The 19,296-nt window shown below is 47.6% G+C and carries 16 protein-coding genes; 9 read left to right on the plus strand and 7 right to left on the minus strand.

Features of this window, described 5'->3' with window-relative positions; translation table 11 throughout:
• Positions 1-142 precede the first annotated feature (142 nt).
• From lolC to lolE, 3 genes are read left to right on the plus strand one after another with little or no spacing between them, the layout of a single operon-like run.
• On the plus strand, positions 143-1,348 hold the full coding sequence (lolC, locus tag EWA64_RS13880) for a lipoprotein-releasing ABC transporter permease subunit LolC (protein WP_061893808.1): 1,206 nt from the start codon (positions 143-145) through the stop codon (positions 1,346-1,348).
• The gene (gene lolD, locus EWA64_RS13885) at positions 1,341-2,036 is read left to right on the plus strand and encodes a lipoprotein-releasing ABC transporter ATP-binding protein LolD (RefSeq protein ID WP_061893809.1); all 696 of its coding nucleotides are present in this window, start codon (positions 1,341-1,343) and stop codon (positions 2,034-2,036) included. Before lolC ends, lolD begins: the two co-directional genes overlap by 8 nt.
• The gene (gene lolE / locus EWA64_RS13890; protein WP_061893810.1) at positions 2,036-3,280 is read left to right on the plus strand and encodes a lipoprotein-releasing ABC transporter permease subunit LolE; all 1,245 of its coding nucleotides are present in this window, start codon (positions 2,036-2,038) and stop codon (positions 3,278-3,280) included. Before lolD ends, lolE begins: the two co-directional genes overlap by 1 nt.
• 142 nt (positions 3,281-3,422) lie before the next feature.
• Here lolE and EWA64_RS13895 read toward each other — a convergent pair whose 3' ends face one another.
• Entirely contained in the window at positions 3,423-3,932 is a 510-nt protein-coding gene (locus EWA64_RS13895; RefSeq protein ID WP_039425193.1) for a DUF2062 domain-containing protein, read from the minus strand.
• A 245-nt stretch (positions 3,933-4,177) separates the two neighbouring features.
• On the opposite strand from EWA64_RS13895, the gene EWA64_RS13900 reads away from it, so the two are divergent.
• Genes EWA64_RS13900 through kdsB form a run of 5 tightly spaced genes read left to right on the plus strand, consistent with a single transcriptional unit; the run spans position 4,178 to position 9,904 of the window.
• Complete coding sequence (locus EWA64_RS13900; RefSeq protein ID WP_244881430.1) at positions 4,178-6,196, plus strand: DNA internalization-related competence protein ComEC/Rec2; 2,019 nt, start codon at positions 4,178-4,180, stop codon at positions 6,194-6,196.
• Positions 6,197-6,227: 31 nt separating this feature from the next.
• A complete protein-coding gene (gene msbA / locus EWA64_RS13905; protein ID WP_061893812.1) occupies positions 6,228-7,979 on the plus strand; it encodes a lipid A ABC transporter ATP-binding protein/permease MsbA in 1,752 nt (583 codons plus the stop codon).
• On the plus strand, positions 7,979-8,986 hold the full coding sequence (gene lpxK / locus EWA64_RS13910; RefSeq protein ID WP_061893813.1) for a tetraacyldisaccharide 4'-kinase: 1,008 nt from the start codon (positions 7,979-7,981) through the stop codon (positions 8,984-8,986). The genes msbA and lpxK overlap by 1 nt, the downstream gene beginning before the upstream one ends.
• Positions 8,967-9,146, plus strand: a complete 180-nt coding sequence (locus tag EWA64_RS13915; RefSeq protein WP_039425205.1) for a Trm112 family protein — start codon at positions 8,967-8,969, stop codon at positions 9,144-9,146. The genes lpxK and EWA64_RS13915 overlap by 20 nt, the downstream gene beginning before the upstream one ends.
• Complete coding sequence (gene kdsB, locus EWA64_RS13920) at positions 9,146-9,904, plus strand: 3-deoxy-manno-octulosonate cytidylyltransferase (protein WP_061893814.1); 759 nt, start codon at positions 9,146-9,148, stop codon at positions 9,902-9,904. Before EWA64_RS13915 ends, kdsB begins: the two co-directional genes overlap by 1 nt.
• Positions 9,905-10,014: 110 nt before the next feature.
• On the opposite strand, the gene EWA64_RS13925 is transcribed toward kdsB, so the two are convergent.
• From EWA64_RS13925 to pflA, 6 genes are all read right to left on the minus strand, one after another.
• Positions 10,015-11,529 (minus strand): SpoVR family protein, encoded by a 1,515-nt coding sequence (locus tag EWA64_RS13925; RefSeq protein ID WP_061893815.1) that lies wholly within the window; start codon positions 11,527-11,529, stop codon positions 10,015-10,017.
• 11 nt (positions 11,530-11,540) lie between these two features.
• Positions 11,541-12,812, minus strand: coding sequence for a YeaH/YhbH family protein (locus EWA64_RS13930; protein WP_061893816.1), 1,272 nt, complete (start codon positions 12,810-12,812; stop codon positions 11,541-11,543).
• Between the two features lie 47 nt (positions 12,813-12,859).
• Positions 12,860-14,794 carry a PrkA family serine protein kinase gene (locus EWA64_RS13935; RefSeq protein ID WP_061893817.1) on the minus strand — a complete coding sequence of 645 codons (1,935 nt, stop codon included), beginning with the start codon at positions 14,792-14,794 and terminating at the stop codon, positions 12,860-12,862.
• Between the two features lie 352 nt (positions 14,795-15,146).
• A complete protein-coding gene (locus EWA64_RS13940) occupies positions 15,147-15,647 on the minus strand; it encodes a YfbU family protein (protein WP_061893818.1) in 501 nt (166 codons plus the stop codon).
• 123 nt (positions 15,648-15,770) lie between these two features.
• Entirely contained in the window at positions 15,771-16,439 is a 669-nt protein-coding gene (locus EWA64_RS13945) for an energy-coupling factor ABC transporter permease (RefSeq protein ID WP_061893819.1), read from the minus strand.
• Between the two features lie 37 nt (positions 16,440-16,476).
• A complete protein-coding gene (gene pflA, locus EWA64_RS13950) occupies positions 16,477-17,217 on the minus strand; it encodes a pyruvate formate lyase 1-activating protein (RefSeq protein WP_039433121.1) in 741 nt (246 codons plus the stop codon).
• A 196-nt stretch (positions 17,218-17,413) separates the two neighbouring features.
• Between pflA and EWA64_RS13955 the strand changes: the two genes are divergently transcribed.
• Positions 17,414-19,294: a methyl-accepting chemotaxis protein gene (locus EWA64_RS13955; RefSeq protein WP_061893820.1), complete on the plus strand. Its 1,881-nt coding sequence runs from the start codon at positions 17,414-17,416 to the stop codon at positions 19,292-19,294.
• The last annotated feature ends 2 nt before the right edge of the window (positions 19,295-19,296 follow it).

The raw sequence follows: 19,296 nt of genomic DNA on the forward strand, positions 1-19,296 counted from the left end.
GTCAATTGACCTACATCTCAGCTTCACTCATCACTAAAATGGCAAAATTACGCTGAATTCTGTGTCGCTCACTCAATTTTAGCTATATTCGTGCCATCTTTCTGGTTAGAGTAACCAGTTGGATTGATTATCGGTTTTTACAATGTTTTATCCAGTATCCCTATTCGTTGGGCTGAGGTATCTGCGCGGGCGCTCCGGTGACAGATTCAGTCGCTTCGTCTCTTATATGTCGACTGCGGGCATCACCATCGGTGTGATGGCGCTGGTCACGGTGCTCTCGGTGATGAACGGTTTTGAAGCGCAGCTTAAAGAGCGCATTTTGGGCGTGTTGCCGCAAGCGGTGGTCTCCTATCAAGACGAAACGCCTTGGCAAGCCAGTGCGCCTGGATTTGTCCGAGAGCTTTCACCCTCGCGCACCCCTGTACCGATTGTGCGCGGCGAAGCGGTGATTCAAAGCGCAGCGCAGCTTTCGGTGGGCTATTTGATTGGCATTGATTCAAGCTTTGACGATCCTATCGCCGAGCATTTGATCGCAGGTTCTGTCGCTGACCTTCATGCTGGTGAATATCAGGTGTTCCTTGGTCATACGCTGGCAAGAAATCTTAATGTATCCATAGGCGATAAAGTGCGCCTTATGGTGACCAGTGCCAGCCAGTTCACCCCATTGGGGCGTATGCCAAGCCAGCGCAATTTTACCGTTGCAGGCATGTTTAACACCGGTTCGGATATCGATGGCCAGTTGATGGTGACACACATCAACGATGCCGCCAGACTGCTTCGATTGAGTAAGCAAACCATTTCCGGATGGCGACTGTTTTTTGATGATCCATTTGAGGTGACACAAGTGGCCAAACAAGACCTGCCTGAGGGTTGGCAGTGGAGTGACTGGCGAGAGCAACGCGGTGAGCTGTTTCAAGCGGTAAAAATGGAAAAGAACATGATGGGCCTGATGCTTGGGCTGATTGTTGGTGTCGCGGCGTTTAATATCATTTCGGCGCTGATTATGGTGGTGATGGAAAAGCAAGCTGAAGTGGCGATTTTGAAGACTCAAGGCATGAGCCAGCGCCACATCATGACGATTTTCATGGTGCAAGGGGCGAGCAGTGGCGTGATTGGCGCGCTGGTGGGCGGTGGCGCGGGTGTTTTACTGTCGCTTAATCTCAACAGCTTGCTCAACGCCGCTGGCGTGGCGCTGTTCACCTTCGGTGGCAGCCTGCCTGTGGTGATTCAGCCATGGCAAATCTTCTGGGTGATTTTATTGGCGGTTCTACTTAGTCTAGTGGCTACGCTCTATCCCTCTTACCGCGCATCGTCTGTTAAACCTGCTGAGGCTCTTCGCTATGAATAAGTTGTTAAAGTGTCATCACGTGAGCAAAACCTATCAGGAAGGTGAACTCACTACCGAAGTACTCAAAGGCGTAAGCTTTGAGATGGATAAAAGTGAGTTGGTGGCGATTGTTGGTACCTCTGGCTCTGGCAAAAGTACCTTGCTGCACATTCTCGGCGCCTTGGATGATGCCACTGAGGGTGAGGTAGAATTTCTTAATTATCGCTTGTGTACCCTCAGCAGTAATAAGCAAGCGAAGCTGCGCAACCAGCATCTCGGTTTTATCTATCAGTTCCATCATCTGTTGGCCGATTTCTCGGCGCTGGAAAATGTGGCGATGCCGCTGCTCATTGCGGGCATACCATTGGCTCAAGCTAAGCAAGAAGCGCAGCAACTCTTGGAAAAAGTCGGCCTGAAACATCGCGTTTTACACCGCCCATCAGAACTGTCTGGTGGTGAGCGCCAACGTGTAGCGATTGCGCGCGCTCTAATTAATAAACCGGAGCTGGTGTTGGCTGATGAACCGACAGGCAACCTTGACCACAAGACGGCAGTGCAAATTTACGATCTGATGCGTGAGTTAAATCGTGAGTCGGGCACCGCGTTTTTGGTGGTGACACACGACAATGAGTTGGCAGCGAAAATGGATCGACAGATGACGATGCAAGATGGTTTGCTGACTCACCCAACCGAGAGTGAGATGAAGTAATGTTTTCTTCTTTGCCACTGATGATCGGCCGCCGTTTTAGTAAAGCCAAGCAGCGTAATAAAATGGTGTCGTTTATCTCTCTCTCATCCACAATTGGCATTGCCGTTGGTGTAGCGGTGATCATTATCGGTCTATCGGCAATGAATGGCTTTGAGCGGGAATTACAGTCGCGTGTGTTGTCAGTTATTCCCCACGCAGAACTTGAAGGCGTGCGTGGCCCGGTTGCAGACTGGCGCAAAGTGGTATCACAGGTTACAGCACACCCCAACGTGGTGGCCGCCGCGCCGTATGTGAAATTCACGGGTTTGGTCGAGCGCGGCGATCAGCTCAAAGCGATCGAAGTGCGTGCGGTGGAGCCAGACTATGAACAAGCGGTGTCCAGCATGGCGCAGTTTATCGAAGCGGCTGCGTGGCAGGCATTCACTCCGGGTAAAAATCAAGTGATTTTAGGGCGCGGCGTCGCGAACGAGATTGACGCCAAGGTCGGCGACTATGTCACTCTTTTAATTCCGCAAGTGGGCAATACCAGCAAAGTACAGGCTCCTAAGCGGGTTCGCGTACAGGTGGTTGGCTTTCTTACGCTCAACGGACAAATCGATCACAATGTTGCTTTAGTCCCCCTAGCCGACGGTCAGCAATACACGGCGTTGGGTGATGGAGTGACGGGCATCGCACTGCGTACTAATGATGTGTTGAATGCGCAAAGTATCGTGCGTGATGTCGGACAGAAAATCGACATTTATGTCTATTTACGCAGTTGGAAGCAGAAATTTGGCTTTTTATACCGCGATATCCAACTGGTGCGCACCATTATGTATCTCGTGATGGTGCTGGTGATTGGCGTCGCCTGTTTTAATATCGTCTCCACCTTAATGATGTCGGTCAAAGACCGCGCCGCTGAAATCGCCATTTTGCGCACGATGGGCGCCTCAGATCGCCTAGTGAGGCGTATCTTTGTTTGGCAAGGTGTTTTTTCCGGCGTGCTTGGTAGTGTGCTCGGCAGTGTCGTTGGCGTACTGGTGGCATTAAACCTCACTACCATAATCAAAGGGCTGGAAAACTTGCTCGACCACCAATTCTTATCGGGTGATATCTATTTTGTCGATTTTCTACCGACACAATTGCGTTATGAAGATGTGCTGATTGTTTCAGGCACCGCGATCATATTAAGCATTCTTGCCACTTGGTATCCCGCACTCAGAGCCTCCAAACTCCAACCTGCTGCGGTGTTGAGTAGCAAGTAATGTTCTGATTCATAGACGCAAAAACGACAAAAGGACCGCTTGGTCCTTTTGTTTTTACTACTTTTATTACATCTGATTTCATTAGCCCAGTGCGATAAATCGAAACTTATGCCACTGCTTGCCAACATTTCAGCATCTTGCGTTATCTTGCTTGACGCTTCTGCCAACTTCTCACGACAGAGTAACGCCACAAACCGCGAATGCCAAAGTAGCCGACAATCGACGAAACCACGCCGCAGATGGTGCACCCGAGTAAGAACGGAGGGCCAATGGTGCTCATTTGTTCAATGATGAAGTCCCAAGAAAGTTCGAAATGAAAAGGCTGTGGCGGAACATTCATCACGAAAGCGCCGAGTTTGTAGGCGAAGTAAAACAGCACGGGCATGGTGATCGGATTACTTACCCAAACAAGCGCGACTGAAAGCGGCAAATTGACACCAAGCAATACCGCTAAACCCGCTGACATGATCATCTGACTCGGTAGCGGAACAAAAGCCATAAACAGGCCAACAGCAAAAGCACCTGCCGCAGAACGGCGATTTAGGCACCACAAATTGGGGTTGTATAAAACGTTACCAAACACTTTCAATGCTTTTTGACGTTTTATCAGCTCATGGTCTGGCATGAAGCGTTTGATCAGCTTTCTTGGCATAGGACAACATGACTCTCTTAGGTAACAATTGGTTCTTGGCTTCGTTCTCAGCGACCCTTATCTCGGCGAATTATTGGCCGCTCATGCCTTCCTGGCGGTGGTTGTTGCTGATTGTGATTGCCATCTTATTAATTACGAGACTGAAAAGGTGGCGGAGCTCACTCGGTATTGGCTTGGCGCTTGTGGTTGCGATTTGTTCGGGAAATCTAATCCAGCGGAAAGCGGAAACCCTGTTTCAGGCAGGTGTGAATATTACCATAAACGGGCAAGTTGACAGCCCTTTTAAGCAAATAAGTCACGGCTATGAGGGGATTATTTATATTACACACATTAATGGCCAGCCACTGACGCTTTTTGAACGAGCAAAAGTTCGCCTGATTGCGCCAATTTTGCTCAATCAGGGTGATCTCCTTGCTGGTCGAGTAAACATCAAACCTATTTATGGACTGCTGAACCAGGCTGGATTTGACAGTGAAAGGTTTGCTCTCAGCCAACAAGTCTTAGCCAGAGCAACACTTGATCGACAGCATTCGTGGCGGGTTACGTCGAGGAACTCGATTCGATCTGCGCTGATTGAAAAAGTATCCCTGCAATTGGCGCAGGCATCGCACTCAGCTTTGTTAATGGCACTCAGTTTTGGCGTGCGTGACCAGATCGAGACGCAGCAGTGGCAACTGCTCAAACAGAGCGGATTGATTCATCTTCTTTCGATCTCTGGCTTGCATATAGGTATGGCGTTTGGTTGTGGCTATTGGCTCGGCCATTGGATGCGGGCAGGGCAAAGGCCTCTTCTTTTCGCGCCGATCATGCTCGGTCTGGTGTTTGCTTGGGCTTATGCTTGGTTGGCTGGCTTTACCCTACCGACTCAGCGAGCACTCATCTTTTGCCTCCTGATGGCATCGCTCTCTTTGATGAACGGTCAGATAAGCCGTTGGAGTACCTTACTTTTGGTGCTGGCATGCTGTTTAGTGCTATCGCCTTTTTCCCCGCTTTCTTCTAGCTTCTGGTTATCTTTTCTCGCCGTCGGCGCGGTTTTTCTCACCATCAACCAAGGCCATTTTCATGCCTCATGGCGCAAGAGAACAACCAAGCTGCTACTCACGCAAGCATCGTTACTGCTGTTTCTCGCGCCCGTAACTGGGCACTTCTTTTCCGGTTTTAGCGTTGCTGCTCTGGTATACAACTTAGTGTTTATCCCTTGGTTTACGCTGGCTGTGGTTCCTTTGGTGCTGGCTGGTTTGTTGTTTTCGGCCTTATCTTTGCCAAGCGTCGCCGCGCTCATTTGGCAACTGGCAGATTGGTCTTTACAACCGTTAAGCCTGCTGTTGCCTTATGCACGTCACGGTTGGTGGCCACTCACCGACGGGCAGATAACCGTTATCACCCTCTTGGCTCTGCTGATTCTGTTCCGACGCCTGTTCACGCCCATGTTCGCGTTGACTGCTTTGGGGATAAGCATGGCGATGACGATAAGTCATCGCCAGCAGAATGATATCCGTATTGATCTATTGGACGTCGGTCATGGGCTGGCGGTATTGATTGAGAAAAATGATCACCTGCTGCTTTATGATACTGGCAAAGGGTGGCTGGACGGCAGTATTGCCCAGCAAATCATTGAGCCTTTGATGCTTAAAAGAGGCCATCGCGGTTTGGATGGTCTGATTCTTAGCCACCTAGACAACGACCATGCCGGAGGGAAAGCGTATGTAGAGTCCATGCTGTCACCGAAATGGCGCATGAGCAGTTCGCAGCAAGAGCACTATTTACCCTGTCTTCGTGGTGATCAGCATGAATGGCAAGGGATGCTGCTTGAAGTTCTGTGGCCACCGAGACTAGTTAAACGGGCCTATAACCCTCACTCGTGCGTGATTCGGCTCAGCGATAGGGAAAATCAGTTTTCAATCTTACTCACGGGAGACATTGATGCCGTCGCCGAGTGGATTTTGGCTCGAGAGCCTGAAGAGGTGACAAGCGATATTATGCTGGTCCCGCATCATGGCAGTTTAACCTCGTCCTCACCGGATTTTGTCGCCGCAGTCGCGCCGCAGTTGGCGTTGGCCTCACTCGCCAAAGGTAACCAGTGGGGCATGCCGAGAAAAGAGGTCTTACGCACTTATCAGCAATACGAGGTGCGCTGGTTAGATACTGGAGAAGAAGGGCAGATTACGGTTTGGGTTCACCAAGGTCACTGGTCAGTAAAAACGCTACGCAGCAATAGTTTGCAGCCTTGGTATAGGCAGATGCTACGGAACCAAGTAGAATGACCACTTGATTAAAGAAAAGAATCTCTTATCTATGTCGATTACAGCAGATGAATCAACTTGGCGCACCTTTAAGCGTCTGTGGACTTTTATCCGTCTTTACAAATCTGGATTAGCCGTTGCCGTTGTTGCATTGGTGATCAACGCCGTTTCTGATACCTACATGGTTTCCTTGCTCAAACCGCTTCTTGATGAAGGGTTTGGCAGTGCCGAATCAGACTTCCTTCGTACCCTACCATTGATTATTTTCGCCATGATGTTCATTCGTGGTGTCAGTAGTTTTATCTCGGCGTATTGCTTGAGTTGGGTCTCTGGGAACGTGGTGATGCAAATCCGTCGTATGGTGTTTAACCACTATATGCAAATGCCAGTCTCGTTTTTTGATCGTGAAAAATCGGGTAGTCTGCTGTCACGGATAACCTACGATTCAGAACAAGTCTCCGCTGCAACCAGCCAGGCATTGGTGAGCATCGTGCGTGAAGGCGCCAGCATTATTGGCTTGTTAGTGCTGATGTTCTACAACAGCTGGCAGCTTTCTCTGGTGCTGATTTTGGTTGCCCCTGTTGTGGCATGGGGGATCGGCGTGGTGTCTAAGCGCTTTCGTAAAATCTCCAAAAATATGCAAACCATTATGGGTGTTGTTACCAGTTCAGCGGAACAGATGCTCAAAGGGCATAAAGTGGTGCTGAGTTATGGTGGTCAGGATGTAGAAAAACAGCGCTTTGATAAAGTCAGCAACCAAATGCGTCAGCAGAGCATGAAGCTTGTCACGGCGCAAGCGGCCGCTAACCCGATCATTCAGATGATTGCATCGGTTGCCATTGTTGTGGTGCTTTATTTGGCGAGCGTTGACTCAATAAAAGAGCAACTGACCCCTGGGACTTTCACCGTGGTTTTCTCTGCGATGTTTGGTCTCATGCGCCCGTTAAAAGCGCTGACAAGTGTCACTTCGGTGTTTCAACGTGGTATGGCTGCGGCGCAGACGCTGTTTGCGTTGGTGGATATTGAACCGGAGAAAAACCACGGAACTCATACGGTAGAGCGCGCCGAAGGGTTTGTTGCGGTAAAAGATATCTCGTTTACTTATCAAGGCACGGAAAAGCCGGCGCTGCAGCATGTCTCTTTTGATATACCGAAAGGCAAAACGGTAGCGTTGGTGGGCCGATCCGGTTCAGGCAAAAGTACCATAGCGAATCTATTCACCCGTTTTTACGATGTCGATGAAGGCTCTATCGAGTTGGATGGCGTTGATATTCGTGACTACGAACTGAAAAATTTACGTACTCACTTTGCTTTAGTATCACAAAATGTCCACCTATTTAATGATACTTTGGCGAACAATATTGCCTATGCCGCGGAAGAAAAGTATAGCCGTGCCGATATTGAGCGTGCCGCTGAACTGGCCCATGCGATGGAGTTTATCTCCAAAATGGAACATGGGCTCGATACGGTTATCGGTGAAAATGGTGCCAGTTTGTCTGGGGGCCAGCGTCAACGGGTTGCTATCGCACGGGCATTGCTGCGAGATGCGCCAGTACTGATCCTCGATGAAGCGACTTCTGCTTTGGATACCGAATCGGAAAGGGCGATTCAATCTGCATTAGATGAGTTGCAAAAAGACAAAACGGTTTTGGTCATTGCGCACCGTTTGTCAACCATTGAACAAGCAGATCAAATCTTAGTGGTTGATGACGGAACCATTATCGAGCGAGGCTCGCACGCTGAGCTGATCGCCAAAGATGGCGCTTATGCCCAGTTGCATAAGATTCAGTTTGGTGACTCCTAGTGGTCGAAAAAATTTGGTTTGAGAACCACCCGATCAAGTATCTATTGTGGCCGCTGCTGTGGCCACTCTCTTTGTTGTTTGGTGTTATCAGCCGTCGTAAGAAACAGGCTTATCTGCTTGGTAAAAAAACAGCCTATAGAGCACCTGTACCAGTGGTGGTCGTGGGCAACATTACGGCGGGTGGCAATGGTAAGACCCCAGTTGTGGTTTGGCTGGTGGAAGCGTTGCAACAACGAGGCTTTAAACCCGGCGTTGTTTCACGCGGCTATGGTGCTAAAGCGCCAAGCTATCCCTTGCTCGTCGATGAAACGACTTTAACCGCACATTGTGGTGACGAACCCAAGCTGATTTTCCAACGTACAGGCGCTCTTGTGGCGGTTGATCCCAATCGCCCTCAAGCGGTAAAAGCGCTTCTAAGCCAAGGGGTGGATGTCATTATCAGCGATGATGGCTTGCAACATTATGCCTTACAGCGTGACGTCGAATTCGTTGTGGTTGATGGACAGCGACGCTTTGGCTCAGAGCAGTTGATTCCACTTGGCCCACTGCGCGAACCCGTTTCACGCTTGCTTAGTGTCGATTTTGTCATCACCAACGGTGGTAAGGCTAAGCCGGATGAAACTGGTATGACACTAGCGCCGGGAAAAGCTATTAACTTGCTTACAGGAGAGCAGGTAGAAGTGCAATCGCTCGCCGCTCTGGTCGCTTTTGCTGGCATTGGTCATCCGCCGCGTTTTTTTGCCACTTTAGAGCAGTTAGGCGCTAAATTGGTAGCCACCCAAGAGTTTGCTGATCACCAAGATTTTGAGCACAAAGCGTTGGAGAAACTGGTTATTCAGGGTGAAAACGTCATAATGACAGAAAAAGATGCGGTCAAGTGCCGCCAATTTGCCCAGAAGAACTGGTGGTATTTACCGGTATCGGCGCAGTTTGATTTGCACAAAGAACAACAGATTTTACAAAGAATAACAGAGGTTATAAGAAAGTATGGATCACCGTCTGCTTGAGATTGTTGCGTGCCCAGTATGCAAAGGAAAATTAACATTCGATAAAGATAATCAGGAGTTGATCTGTAAGCTCGATCGTCTCGCCTACCCAATTAAAGAGGGTATTCCTGTATTACTTGAGCCAGAGGCTCGCAGTATGGCCATGGACGAGGGGCGCTAATGTCATTCACGGTTGTTATTCCTGCTCGTTACCAGTCTAGTCGTCTGCCGGGCAAGCCACTGGCGGATATTGCGGGTAAACCAATGATTCAGTGGGTTTACGAACAAGCGATCCAAGCAGGTGCGCAAGATGTGATTATTGCGACCGATGATGAGCGTGTTGCTGATGCTGTTGTTGCTTTTGGTGGCAAAGTCTGTATGACGTCACCGAATCATGAGTCGGGTACCGAGCGCCTTGCGGAAGTGGTGAAAAGCATGGGCATTGCCGACGATCACATTATTGTGAATGTGCAGGGTGACGAGCCGCTGATTCCACCAGCGATCATTCGTCAAGTGGCGGATAATTTAGCCGCGAGCACTGCGCCTATGGCGACTCTTGGCGTTGCGATAACCAACGAAGAGGAAGTGTTCAATCCCAATGCGGTGAAGGTCGTAACAGACAAAGAAGGCTATGCGCTTTATTTTAGTCGCGCAACCATTCCCTGGGATCGCGATGCGTATGCGCGCGGTGAAAAACTGCCGCCTCAGACATTGATGCGTCACATTGGTATCTACGCTTACCGCGCAGGTTTTATCAATACGTACGTTAACTGGCAACCAAGTTCATTGGAAAAGATAGAGTGCCTCGAGCAACTTCGCGTGCTCTGGTACGGTGAAAAAATTCACGTTGCACTGGCAAAAGAAGCACCACCAGCGGGCGTGGATACCCCCGCAGATCTTGAGCTTGTAAGGCACATTGTTAGCCAAGCAAATAAGTAAAATTTAAAAAAGCCTAATGTGTAGTACGTTAGGCTTTTGTTTACTCAATCGTGCAGAAAACAGAATCACACAATGAGCGCTTGATTGCTGAATAAATGACTCGTGTGTCTCTACTCCTTGGCAGGGCACGTAGCCAGAACTTCGCGATGTCCGGATTCCTTCACTTCTTCCAAAATCACTTCAAAGCCCCAAATTCGATACAAGTGTTTTAGCACTTCTTCATAGCTTTTATCCAGCGGAATCCGATTGTGCGGCACATATTGCAGTGTCAGCGAACGGTCACCACGCACATCGACATTGAAGACCTGAATGTTGGGCTCTAGGTTAGATAGATTATACTGTGCGGCCAATGCTTCTCTGATTTTTCGATATCCGCTATCGTCATGAATTGCATTCACCTCAATAAAGTTTTTACGGTCGTCATCTTGAATAGCAAACAGTTTAAAATCGCGGATGATTTTAGGTGACAAGTACTGGCTGATAAAACTCTCGTCTTTAAAGTTATGCATAGCGAAATGAACGGCGTCTAGCCAGTTGCTGCCAGCGAGTTCCGGGAACCACTCGCGGTCTTCGTCGGTGGGTTCTTCACAGATACGTTTGATGTCTCTGAACATGGCAAACCCGAGTGCATACGGATTGATACCACTGAAATAGGGGCTGTTATAGGGGGGCTGAGCGACCACACTGGTATGACTGTGCAAAAATTCCAGAATGAACTTATCGGACACTAATCCCTCGTCGTATAGATGATTCAAAATCGTGTAGTGCCAGAAAGTTGCCCAGCCTTCGTTCATCACTTGAGTCTGTTTTTGCGGATAAAAGTATTGGCTGATTTTTCTCACAATACGCACAATTTCACGCTGCCACGGTTCAAGCAATGGCGCATGTTTTTCAATAAAGTAGAGAATATTTTCTTGCGGTTCACTGGGGAAGCGAAGCTGATTGCGTTCTTCTTTGGCTTTTGCTTTTGGCACAGTGCGCCACAATTCATTGACCTGTGATTGCAAGTACGCCTCACGCTCCTCTTGACGAGCTTTTTCTTCATTGATCGAAATCTTCTCTGGCCGTTTGTAGCGATCAACACCAAAATTCATCAGTGCATGGCAGGAATCAAGCAGTTTTTCCACTTCGGTTTCGCCATACTTGATTTCGCACTCAGCAATGTAATTTTTGGCAAAAAGTAGGTAGTCAATGATAGAACTGGCGTCGGTCCAGGTTTGAAACAGATAATTACCCTTAAAGAAGGAGTTATGCCCATAACAAGCGTGTGCCATGACCAAAGCTTGCATGGTGACGGTATTCTCTTCCATCAAGTAGGCGATACAGGGGTTGGAGTTGATCACAATCTCATAGGCTAAGCCCATTTGTCCGTGTTTGTAATTTTGCTCAGTTTGAATAAATTTTTTACCGAACGACCAGTGGTTGTAGTTGATTGGCATACCGATGCTTGAATAGGCATCCATCATCTGCTCTGAAGTGATCACTTCGATCTGGTTAGGATAAGTGTCCAGACGATAGTGCTCTGCCACCCGCTTTATCTCTTGATGGTATTGATCCAGCAAATCGAAAGTCCAGTCAGGGCCATCTGGTAAGGTTTTACGCTTTTGCTTAGTTTTGGTTGTCATGCGCAGTCCTCCTATGCCGTCTCTTTCTGGAACAGCTCTCTAAATACCGGGAAGATATCCTCTACTGAGCGGATATTCTTCATCGCAAAGTTGTCGAAGCTTTCTCCTAATTTTTCATATTCGTGCCAAAGAGTTTGGTGAGAACGTCGCGTAATTTCGATGTAAGCGTAGTACTGGCAGTTAGGCAGCAACTTATTGGTCAACAGTTCACGGCAACGTGGTGAATCGTCAGCCCAGTTATCGCCGTCGGAAGCTTGTGCCGCGTAAACGTTCCATTCACCAACGGGATAGCGTTGCTTGACAATGTCATCCATCAATTTGAGAGCACTGGAAACAATGGTTCCCCCAGTTTCCTGAGAATAGAAAAACTCATGTTCATCCACCTCTTTGGCCTGTGTGTGGTGACGAATAAAGACCACTTCAACATTCTCATAAGTGCGAGTTAAGAACAGATAAAGCAGTACATAAAAGCGCTTTGCGATGTCCTTAGTTGCTTGATCCATTGAGCCTGAAACGTCCATCAGACAGAACATGACGGCCTGGCTCGATGGCACGGGTTTTTTCTCATAATTCTTAAAACGCAGATCAAAGGTGTCAATAAAAGGGACCGCATCGATGCGCTTTCGCAACTCTTCAATTTCTTGTTTAATACGCATCTCTTCCAGTTTTTGAGCCGGCTCCCTATTTTGGATGCGTTCTAGTTCCTCTTCCAATTCTTGCATCAGGCGCTTCTTACCCGCGGTCATCGCGGTGCGACGAGCCAAAGACTGTTGCAGAGAACGAACAACAGAAATGTTGGATGGAATGCCGGCAGTTTGGAAACCTGCTCGGTGTTTTTTCCACTCGGTAATTTTATTGACTTGGTTTTTCTTCAGGTTGGGCAGCGCCAGATCTTCAAACAGGATGTCGAGATACTCGTCTTTTGAAATCTGAAAGACGAAATCATCTTGTCCCTCACCGTCGGCGCTTGCGTCACCTTCACCGGAACCGCCACCGCCTTGTCCTCCTTTTGGCCGTTCGATCTTATCGCCAGTGATAAATTGGTCGTTTCCCGGATGTACACGCTCGCGTAGTCCGCCTTTCCCCTGATGGAAAATAGGTTCTTTGATATCTTTGTGCGGAATGGCAACATCTTCACCGGTCTCGGTATTGGTGATTGAGCGGCGATTTACTGCATCCGCAACAGACTCTTTGATTTGCTCTTTGTAGCGTCTCAAGAAGCGCTGTCTGTTGACAGCGCTCTTATTCTTGCCATTGAGCCTCCGGTCGATAAATTGCGCCATGAAATTCCCCTCTCCATGTTCCACAAGACCTAACTCATTGCTCTGGGTTAGGACGATTTACGTACACGCAGGTACCACTCGGAAAGCAGGCGTACTTGTTTCTCGGTGTAGCCTTTTTCCATCATACGAGCAACGAAGTCGTCGTGTTTCTTCTGATCGTCAGAAGAGGTTTTCGCGTTGAAAGAGATAACCGGAAGCAGATCTTCTGTGTTGGAGAACATTTTCTTCTCGATGACGGTGCGCAGTTTTTCGTAGCTGGTCCAAACCGGGTTTTGCCCATTGTTATTGGCTCGGGCACGCAGAACAAAATTGACAATCTCATTGCGGAAATCTTTTGGATTGGAAATGCCCGCGGTTTTCTCGATTTTTTCTAACTCGCCATTCAGGGCAGAGCGGTCGAATAACTGGCCAGTTTCCGGATCACGGTACTCTTGATCTTGAATCCAGAAATCGGCGTAGGTGACGTATCTGTCAAAGATGTTCTGGCCATATTCAGAGTAAGACTCGAGGTAGGCAGTTTGAATTTCTTTGCCAATGAACTCCACGTAGCGCGGGACGAGGTAGCCTTTGAGAAACTCTAGGTAACGATCCGCCGTGTCTTGTGGGAACTGCTCCCGTTCGACTTGCTGCTCAATCACATAGAAGAGATGGACAGGGTTTGCCGCGACTTCGGTGTGGTCAAAGTTAAACACACGCGAGAGGATCTTAAAGGCGAAACGGGTAGAAAGACCTTTCATCCCTTCATCGACACCCGCGTAGTCGCGGTACTCTTGATAACTCTTCGCTTTTGGATCGGTATCTTTCAAGGTTTCACCGTCATAGACGCGCATTTTTGAGTAAATCGACGAGTTTTCTGGCTCTTTCAAACGAGACAGAATACTGAACTGAGCCAGCAGTTCGAGCGTGCTCGGTGAACAAGGTGCTTTGGACAGTTCGGAGTGCTCAAGGAGTTTCTGGTAGATTTTAACCTCTTCTGAAACACGTAAGCAGTAAGGGACTTTGACGATATACACCCGATCAAGGAACGCTTCATTGTTTTTGTTGTTTCTAAAGGTTTGCCATTCTGACTCGTTCGAGTGCGCGAGAATCATGCCATCAAATGGAATGGCTGACAGTCCTTCAGTACCGTTAAAGTTCCCTTCTTGAGTTGCGGTCAAAAGTGGATGCAACACTTTGATCGGGGCTTTAAACATCTCGACGAATTCCATTAAACCTTGGTTCGCTTTACACAACGCACCGGAGTAGCTGTAAGCATCCGGATCGTCTTGCGAATAATGTTCAAGACGGCGAATGTCGACTTTACCAACCAAAGAGGAAATGTCTTGGTTGTTTTCATCACCTGGTTCGGTTTTGGCAATACCAATTTGGTCGAGAATGGAAGGACGCACTTTCAGCACTTTAAATTTGCTGATATCCCCCCCGAATTCGTGCAAGCGTTTTGCTGCCCAAGGCGACATAATGGAGCGCAAGTAGCGTTTTTCAATACCATACTCCTGCTGTAGGATATCGCCGTCCTCGTTGACATCAAACAAACAGAAAGGATGGTCATTCACCGGGCTACGCTGCCCGTCTGCACTCAATACGTAAATGGGCATTTGTTGCATCAAGGCTTTGAGCTTTTCCGCCAGCGATGATTTACCACCGCCGACTGGACCGAGCAAGTAGAGGATTTGTTTGCGCTCTTCTAATCCTTGCGCAGCGTGTTTTAAGTAAGAGACGATCTGTTCGATCGCGTCTTCCATGCCATAAAAATCCTTAAATGTTTTGTAGCGTGAGATGACACGGTTAGAAAATAGTCTGCTGAGGCGAGGATGATGTGAAGTGTCGATCTGCTCTGGCTCTCCGATCGCCATAAGAAGTCGTTCTGCTGCATTTGCATAGGCACTTTTGTCATCTTTGCACAGCGCAAGGAAGTCTTGTATCGACATCTCTTCGTCTTTTGCTGCTTCATAGCGAGCTTGATAGTGGTCAAAAATACTCATGTCACATTCCCCTTCTTATTCAGTCTGCTGACGAACGTTGGCAAATATCGTCCCTTCTCAAGGATAAGCCTAGACCGCGATTTGCAATTTTGCTTAACAATTATGTGTTTATTTAAAAAAATACTTGTTGAGATGCGGTGTTGATCGCCTCTTTCCATGGTGCTCAAACAGATTGGATTCAGGAAGAATATAGGTTCTTAAGGTGATATTTTTGGCGCCAATCTTCCTAATTCGAAGTGCGAAGGGTGACGTTTAAAGGAGTAAAAAGATGTGGTTTGATGTGGCAAAGAACAATGGCTAAAAAACAAGGCTGGCCCAGTTGCCAGCCTAGGAGAAAATGGTTTGAGTTCGTTTATGCACTGAAAATTTGGCGCAGCTCCGTCGCAGATAGATGGTATTGGCGAGGGCATTTTTTCCAGCTCACCAACATTCGGCGGTATTTTTCTAACATCGGCATTTGACTGTTGAAATGGTGGTCTGCTTTATCAAATTGAGGATATAAGCCTTCTGAGTCGACAAGGAAACGCACGTAGTGGACCAATTGAGCTTCTGATGCGATGTCGAAACCTAAGAACTGCAGTCGACGCTGATCCACCTCTGCACGTTCGCTATCAGAGAGCATTCTGTTTGATTCCTGCATGGCGTGATACATCTCCATAATGTCGATCACTTCTTTGCAGTGTTGTTCCGAAATGCAGCCAAAATCTTTGTTTAACTCACGCATTTGTAGCTCATAGCCGCGTTCAATAATGGTTTTCAAACGTTGGTAATTGGCCGCATTGGTTGGGTCGAGCTGTGACATGAGTTTGTACTGATTTGATAGGATCAAACGCTGTGTGTTTGACATTTCCATGGTGACCTCACTGAAGATAATTTTATTGTGTTGTTGAAGTTAGGTTAGCGGAACATCACACGATGAAACATGATCTCAACACAGATTTAATTCGAAAAATACAAATTATGTTTGTCGATTTGTTCAGTGTTTGTGGTAATGGTTGAAAATGTAATCATGGTCGGAGAAGACCCTTAACCACTCGGGCTTGAACACACAAAGTACGGCAAGTGACATGCCGTTTAGTAAGGCTTCTGGAAAAGCGAGCAGAGGGACCAAAATGAAATAGTTGTCCCAAATGGTTTGCCAATCATAATGGCCAGACCAAAGGTGATAGAGCGCGTTAACCATCAAATGCAAGCTGCCAGTGATAGCTGCATTGAGAAAGCCAGCGATAAAAATAAAGACAAAGATATTGCGTGGCAGGTAGTGGTAACTTACCCAAAAAATCAGATAAGAGATGGTGATAGGAAACAGCACCGACAGCGTGAGGTATTCGGGAATAGCTGAAAGTGGCATGTCACTGGTTAAGGCTAGTCCGAAGGTGACAGGTAGACAAATCAGAAAAGCCATTCGCCAACCGAACATCATGGTCAGCGTGGTGAGAGCGAGAAAATGAACCTGCAGCCCATCTTTGATCCCAGCTTGTGTGCGCCAGAGCAAAAACAGGATAAAAATAACGGCAAAAGTGAGATGTTGAAAACTCTTTTCATTGAGCAACTTAGGCAAAACAACGCGCTTGAAATCTGCCCAGCAGAAACGCCAGCCAATCATAATCGTTAGGCCTGAGCAGAAAAGAGTAAATACATCCATGTATTAAAATCCGTGAGAAAGGAATGTCTGTACGGCGTTAGTATTTCACATTGCTGTGGTACTGAGACAAAATGGCCACCATCGCATCCATCGTTTCTTTGGGCGGTGGATTGACCCCCTCCAGAGGATAATCTTGTCCCATTGCTTCCCATTTGTGTGCGCCGAGTTTGTGGTAGGGCAATAGCTCTACTTTCTCAATATTGTCCATGTCTTTGATAAAGGCACCAAGCATATGCGCAGCTTCAGGATCATCGGTATATCCGGGTACGATAACGTAACGGATCCAAGTCTTTTGGCCGATTTTGTGCAGGTAGCGGGCAAAATCCAGCGTACGTTTGTTCGATACGCCGATGAAATCGTGGTGGATTTCATCTTTCATGTGTTTAATGTCCAACATCACCAAATCGGTGGCGTCCAGCACCTCATCAATAACTTCCGTATGTTTGCGCACATAACCGTTAGTATCTAAGCAAGTGTGAATACCTTCCGCTTTAGCCGCACGAAAAAAGTCTCGCACAAACTCAGGTTGCAACATGGCTTCGCCGCCTGAACAAGTGATTCCACCGCCAGAAGCGTTCATAAAATGTCGGTAGGACTTTGCCTCGCGGATGATCTCTTCCACAGAGACTTCTTTACCAATGTGAGTGTCCCATGTGTCACGGTTGTGGCAATACTTACAGCGCATTAAACAACCTTGCATAAAGACAATAAAGCGAATACCAGGGCCGTCTACGGTACCGCAGGATTCAAATGAGTGAATACGACCAGTTGTTGACATGAGTTGCTCTCAATTCTTACCAAATTCTGGCTGTCATTTTATTACAAAAACTAGGGTTAAAACAGTCTTAGTCGGTAAGTGCGCATGGCAGCAAATTTGCTTCATGAAGATGACAGTTTGCAGAATTGTTATTATGTTATAAAAGTAACCGCTTTTGGGTGTAAAAATAAACAACTATGCTGTAGGGATGTAAACCATGAATACGCTTGCGCTTTCTCAAAAACACAAGATTCTGTTGTTTTTGAGTGTACTTATTTTGGGATTTGTTGCTCTTGCTTTTTACACGTCCAAACAACTTGGCTCAATGACGGAGCAGTATGCGAAAAGCAGTCTGGTTTCAGAGGGGGCCAGACAAATCGCCAAAACTCAGGTTGAACTGCTTTTGTTGTCGGGGAAACTGCGTCAAATGAGCTTAAGTCAGGTGGCTGAAATCCGGGGGGATGTACAGGCGCTGAATAAAAATGTTCAAGGTGCGAGCGATACATTGAGTCAATTTGCATTGAATTCACAAGCCAGTTCGATGAAAACGGCGATTCAAGAGTTTGAGCAATCGCTGGCCCCTTGGTTGGAACTTCGCTCTGAAGTGGGTTTTTCCGTTGAAGAAGGCAAACTTGGGCGAATGAAAGAGTTAGCCAAAATCATTGAAGCAAAAATAGCGGAAACGGGGATGGTGACCATCAACTCAGATTTCCAAGAGATGATAAAGACACAGCAAAATTATTTGTTACAAGCAAACGAACAAAACTTGAAGTTGTTTAATCGCTCTATGGCCATGTTTGTCAATGTTTCTAACAGTTACGGTATGCTGAACTTGTATGAGAAAGAGATAGAGGAGTTCAAGTCCACCTTTGCAAGAGTCAGTGAGCTGTTGCAGCAACTAAGCTCGATTGAACAGCAACTCGCTTCCACTCAGCAGGCTTCTTTACAGCAGATCCAACAAGCGTCTGAAATGTTAAGTAGTATGGCTTCCGATTACCAAAACAGAGCTGCTAATTATTCCGACAGCACCAAATGGTCGGTGTTGATTGCTTCCGGCGCATTGGCCCTGTTGACTATCCTTATTTTTGTTAACTTAAGTTCATCTCTGACAAAAGCCCTCGATAGAATTAGCCAGATGATCCAAGCCATCGCGCAAGGGGATTTGTCTCGACGTTTGGAAACTAGCCAAAACAGCCAAGATGAATTTAACCTGCTCTCTCAGGCGGTGAACAAAAGTTGTGAGAACTTAGGTGAACTGGTTTCTGGCGTACAGCAGAGCAGCTTGTCTCTTGCCAATTACGCGGGCGAGCTGAGAACTGGTCTGGATAATCTTGCTCGCCATCAAGCGGACATTATGGGACAAACGCAGTTGATCGCCTCTGCCACCGAGGAAGTCAGCGTTACAACTAGCGAAGTTTCCAGCTCGCTCGAATTTGTTTCTGAGATCAGCAAAGCTTCAAACCAAGCGGCGGAAGAAGGCGGAAAAGTGATCGCAGAAGCGATAGGTTCTCTTGAGCAGGTGGCAGACATTCTGCACTCTGCTTCTGGACACATTACCCAACTTGAAGAAGCGTCGGCGAAAATAGATTCTGTAATGGATATCATTAATGGGATTGCAGAACAGACGAATCTGTTGGCGCTCAATGCCGCGATTGAAGCCGCTCGCGCCGGTGAGCAAGGGAGAGGTTTTGCGGTGGTGGCTGATGAGGTACGAAGCCTTGCGGTAAGAACCGTTGATGCCGTCAGTGAAATCTCGGGCACGATTGAGACGATGAAAAACGAAAGTGCCGAGGTGATTCAGTACATCAGCAACTCAGGCAAAACCATCGAGAAAGGGCAGCAGAAAGGACACGAAGCGATCAATGCGCTCAAACACATCACCGACAAAGCTGATGAGGCTAGCCAGCAAACCGAAGTGATCTTTAGTTCGATGAAAGAGTTGGCGACGACCAGTCAATCGATGGCCGATAGCATGACCCAAATTTCCCATGCGATGCGAGAGTTGGAGACCAATAACCAAGAGTTGCGGGAAGTGAGTAAACTGGTTGACAGCCACTCCCGCACACTCAGTAACGAATGCCAGAATTTTAAAATTTGAGT

This window comes from Vibrio cidicii (assembly GCF_009665415.1).
GTDB lineage: Bacteria > Pseudomonadota > Gammaproteobacteria > Enterobacterales > Vibrionaceae > Vibrio > Vibrio cidicii.

Excerpts from the sequence above, each read along its gene's own strand:
- EWA64_RS13925 (WP_061893815.1), bottom strand. The coding sequence starts at position 11,529 with ATGACAACCAAAACTAAGCAAAAGCGTAAAACCTTACCAGATGGCCCT.
- lolC (WP_061893808.1), top strand. The coding sequence starts at position 143 with ATGTTTTATCCAGTATCCCTATTCGTTGGGCTGAGGTATCTGCGCGGG.
- kdsB (WP_061893814.1), top strand. The coding sequence starts at position 9,146 with ATGTCATTCACGGTTGTTATTCCTGCTCGTTACCAGTCTAGTCGTCTG.
- EWA64_RS13915 (WP_039425205.1), top strand. The coding sequence starts at position 8,967 with ATGGATCACCGTCTGCTTGAGATTGTTGCGTGCCCAGTATGCAAAGGA.
- EWA64_RS13930 (WP_061893816.1), bottom strand. The coding sequence starts at position 12,812 with ATGGCGCAATTTATCGACCGGAGGCTCAATGGCAAGAATAAGAGCGCT.
- lolE (WP_061893810.1), top strand. The coding sequence starts at position 2,036 with ATGTTTTCTTCTTTGCCACTGATGATCGGCCGCCGTTTTAGTAAAGCC.
- EWA64_RS13935 (WP_061893817.1), bottom strand. The coding sequence starts at position 14,794 with ATGAGTATTTTTGACCACTATCAAGCTCGCTATGAAGCAGCAAAAGAC.
- EWA64_RS13945 (WP_061893819.1), bottom strand. The coding sequence starts at position 16,439 with ATGGATGTATTTACTCTTTTCTGCTCAGGCCTAACGATTATGATTGGC.
- msbA (WP_061893812.1), top strand. The coding sequence starts at position 6,228 with ATGTCGATTACAGCAGATGAATCAACTTGGCGCACCTTTAAGCGTCTG.
- pflA (WP_039433121.1), bottom strand. The coding sequence starts at position 17,217 with ATGTCAACAACTGGTCGTATTCACTCATTTGAATCCTGCGGTACCGTA.
- EWA64_RS13955 (WP_061893820.1), top strand. The coding sequence starts at position 17,414 with ATGAATACGCTTGCGCTTTCTCAAAAACACAAGATTCTGTTGTTTTTG.
- lolD (WP_061893809.1), top strand. The coding sequence starts at position 1,341 with ATGAATAAGTTGTTAAAGTGTCATCACGTGAGCAAAACCTATCAGGAA.
- EWA64_RS13895 (WP_039425193.1), bottom strand. The coding sequence starts at position 3,932 with ATGCCAAGAAAGCTGATCAAACGCTTCATGCCAGACCATGAGCTGATA.
- EWA64_RS13940 (WP_061893818.1), bottom strand. The coding sequence starts at position 15,647 with ATGGAAATGTCAAACACACAGCGTTTGATCCTATCAAATCAGTACAAA.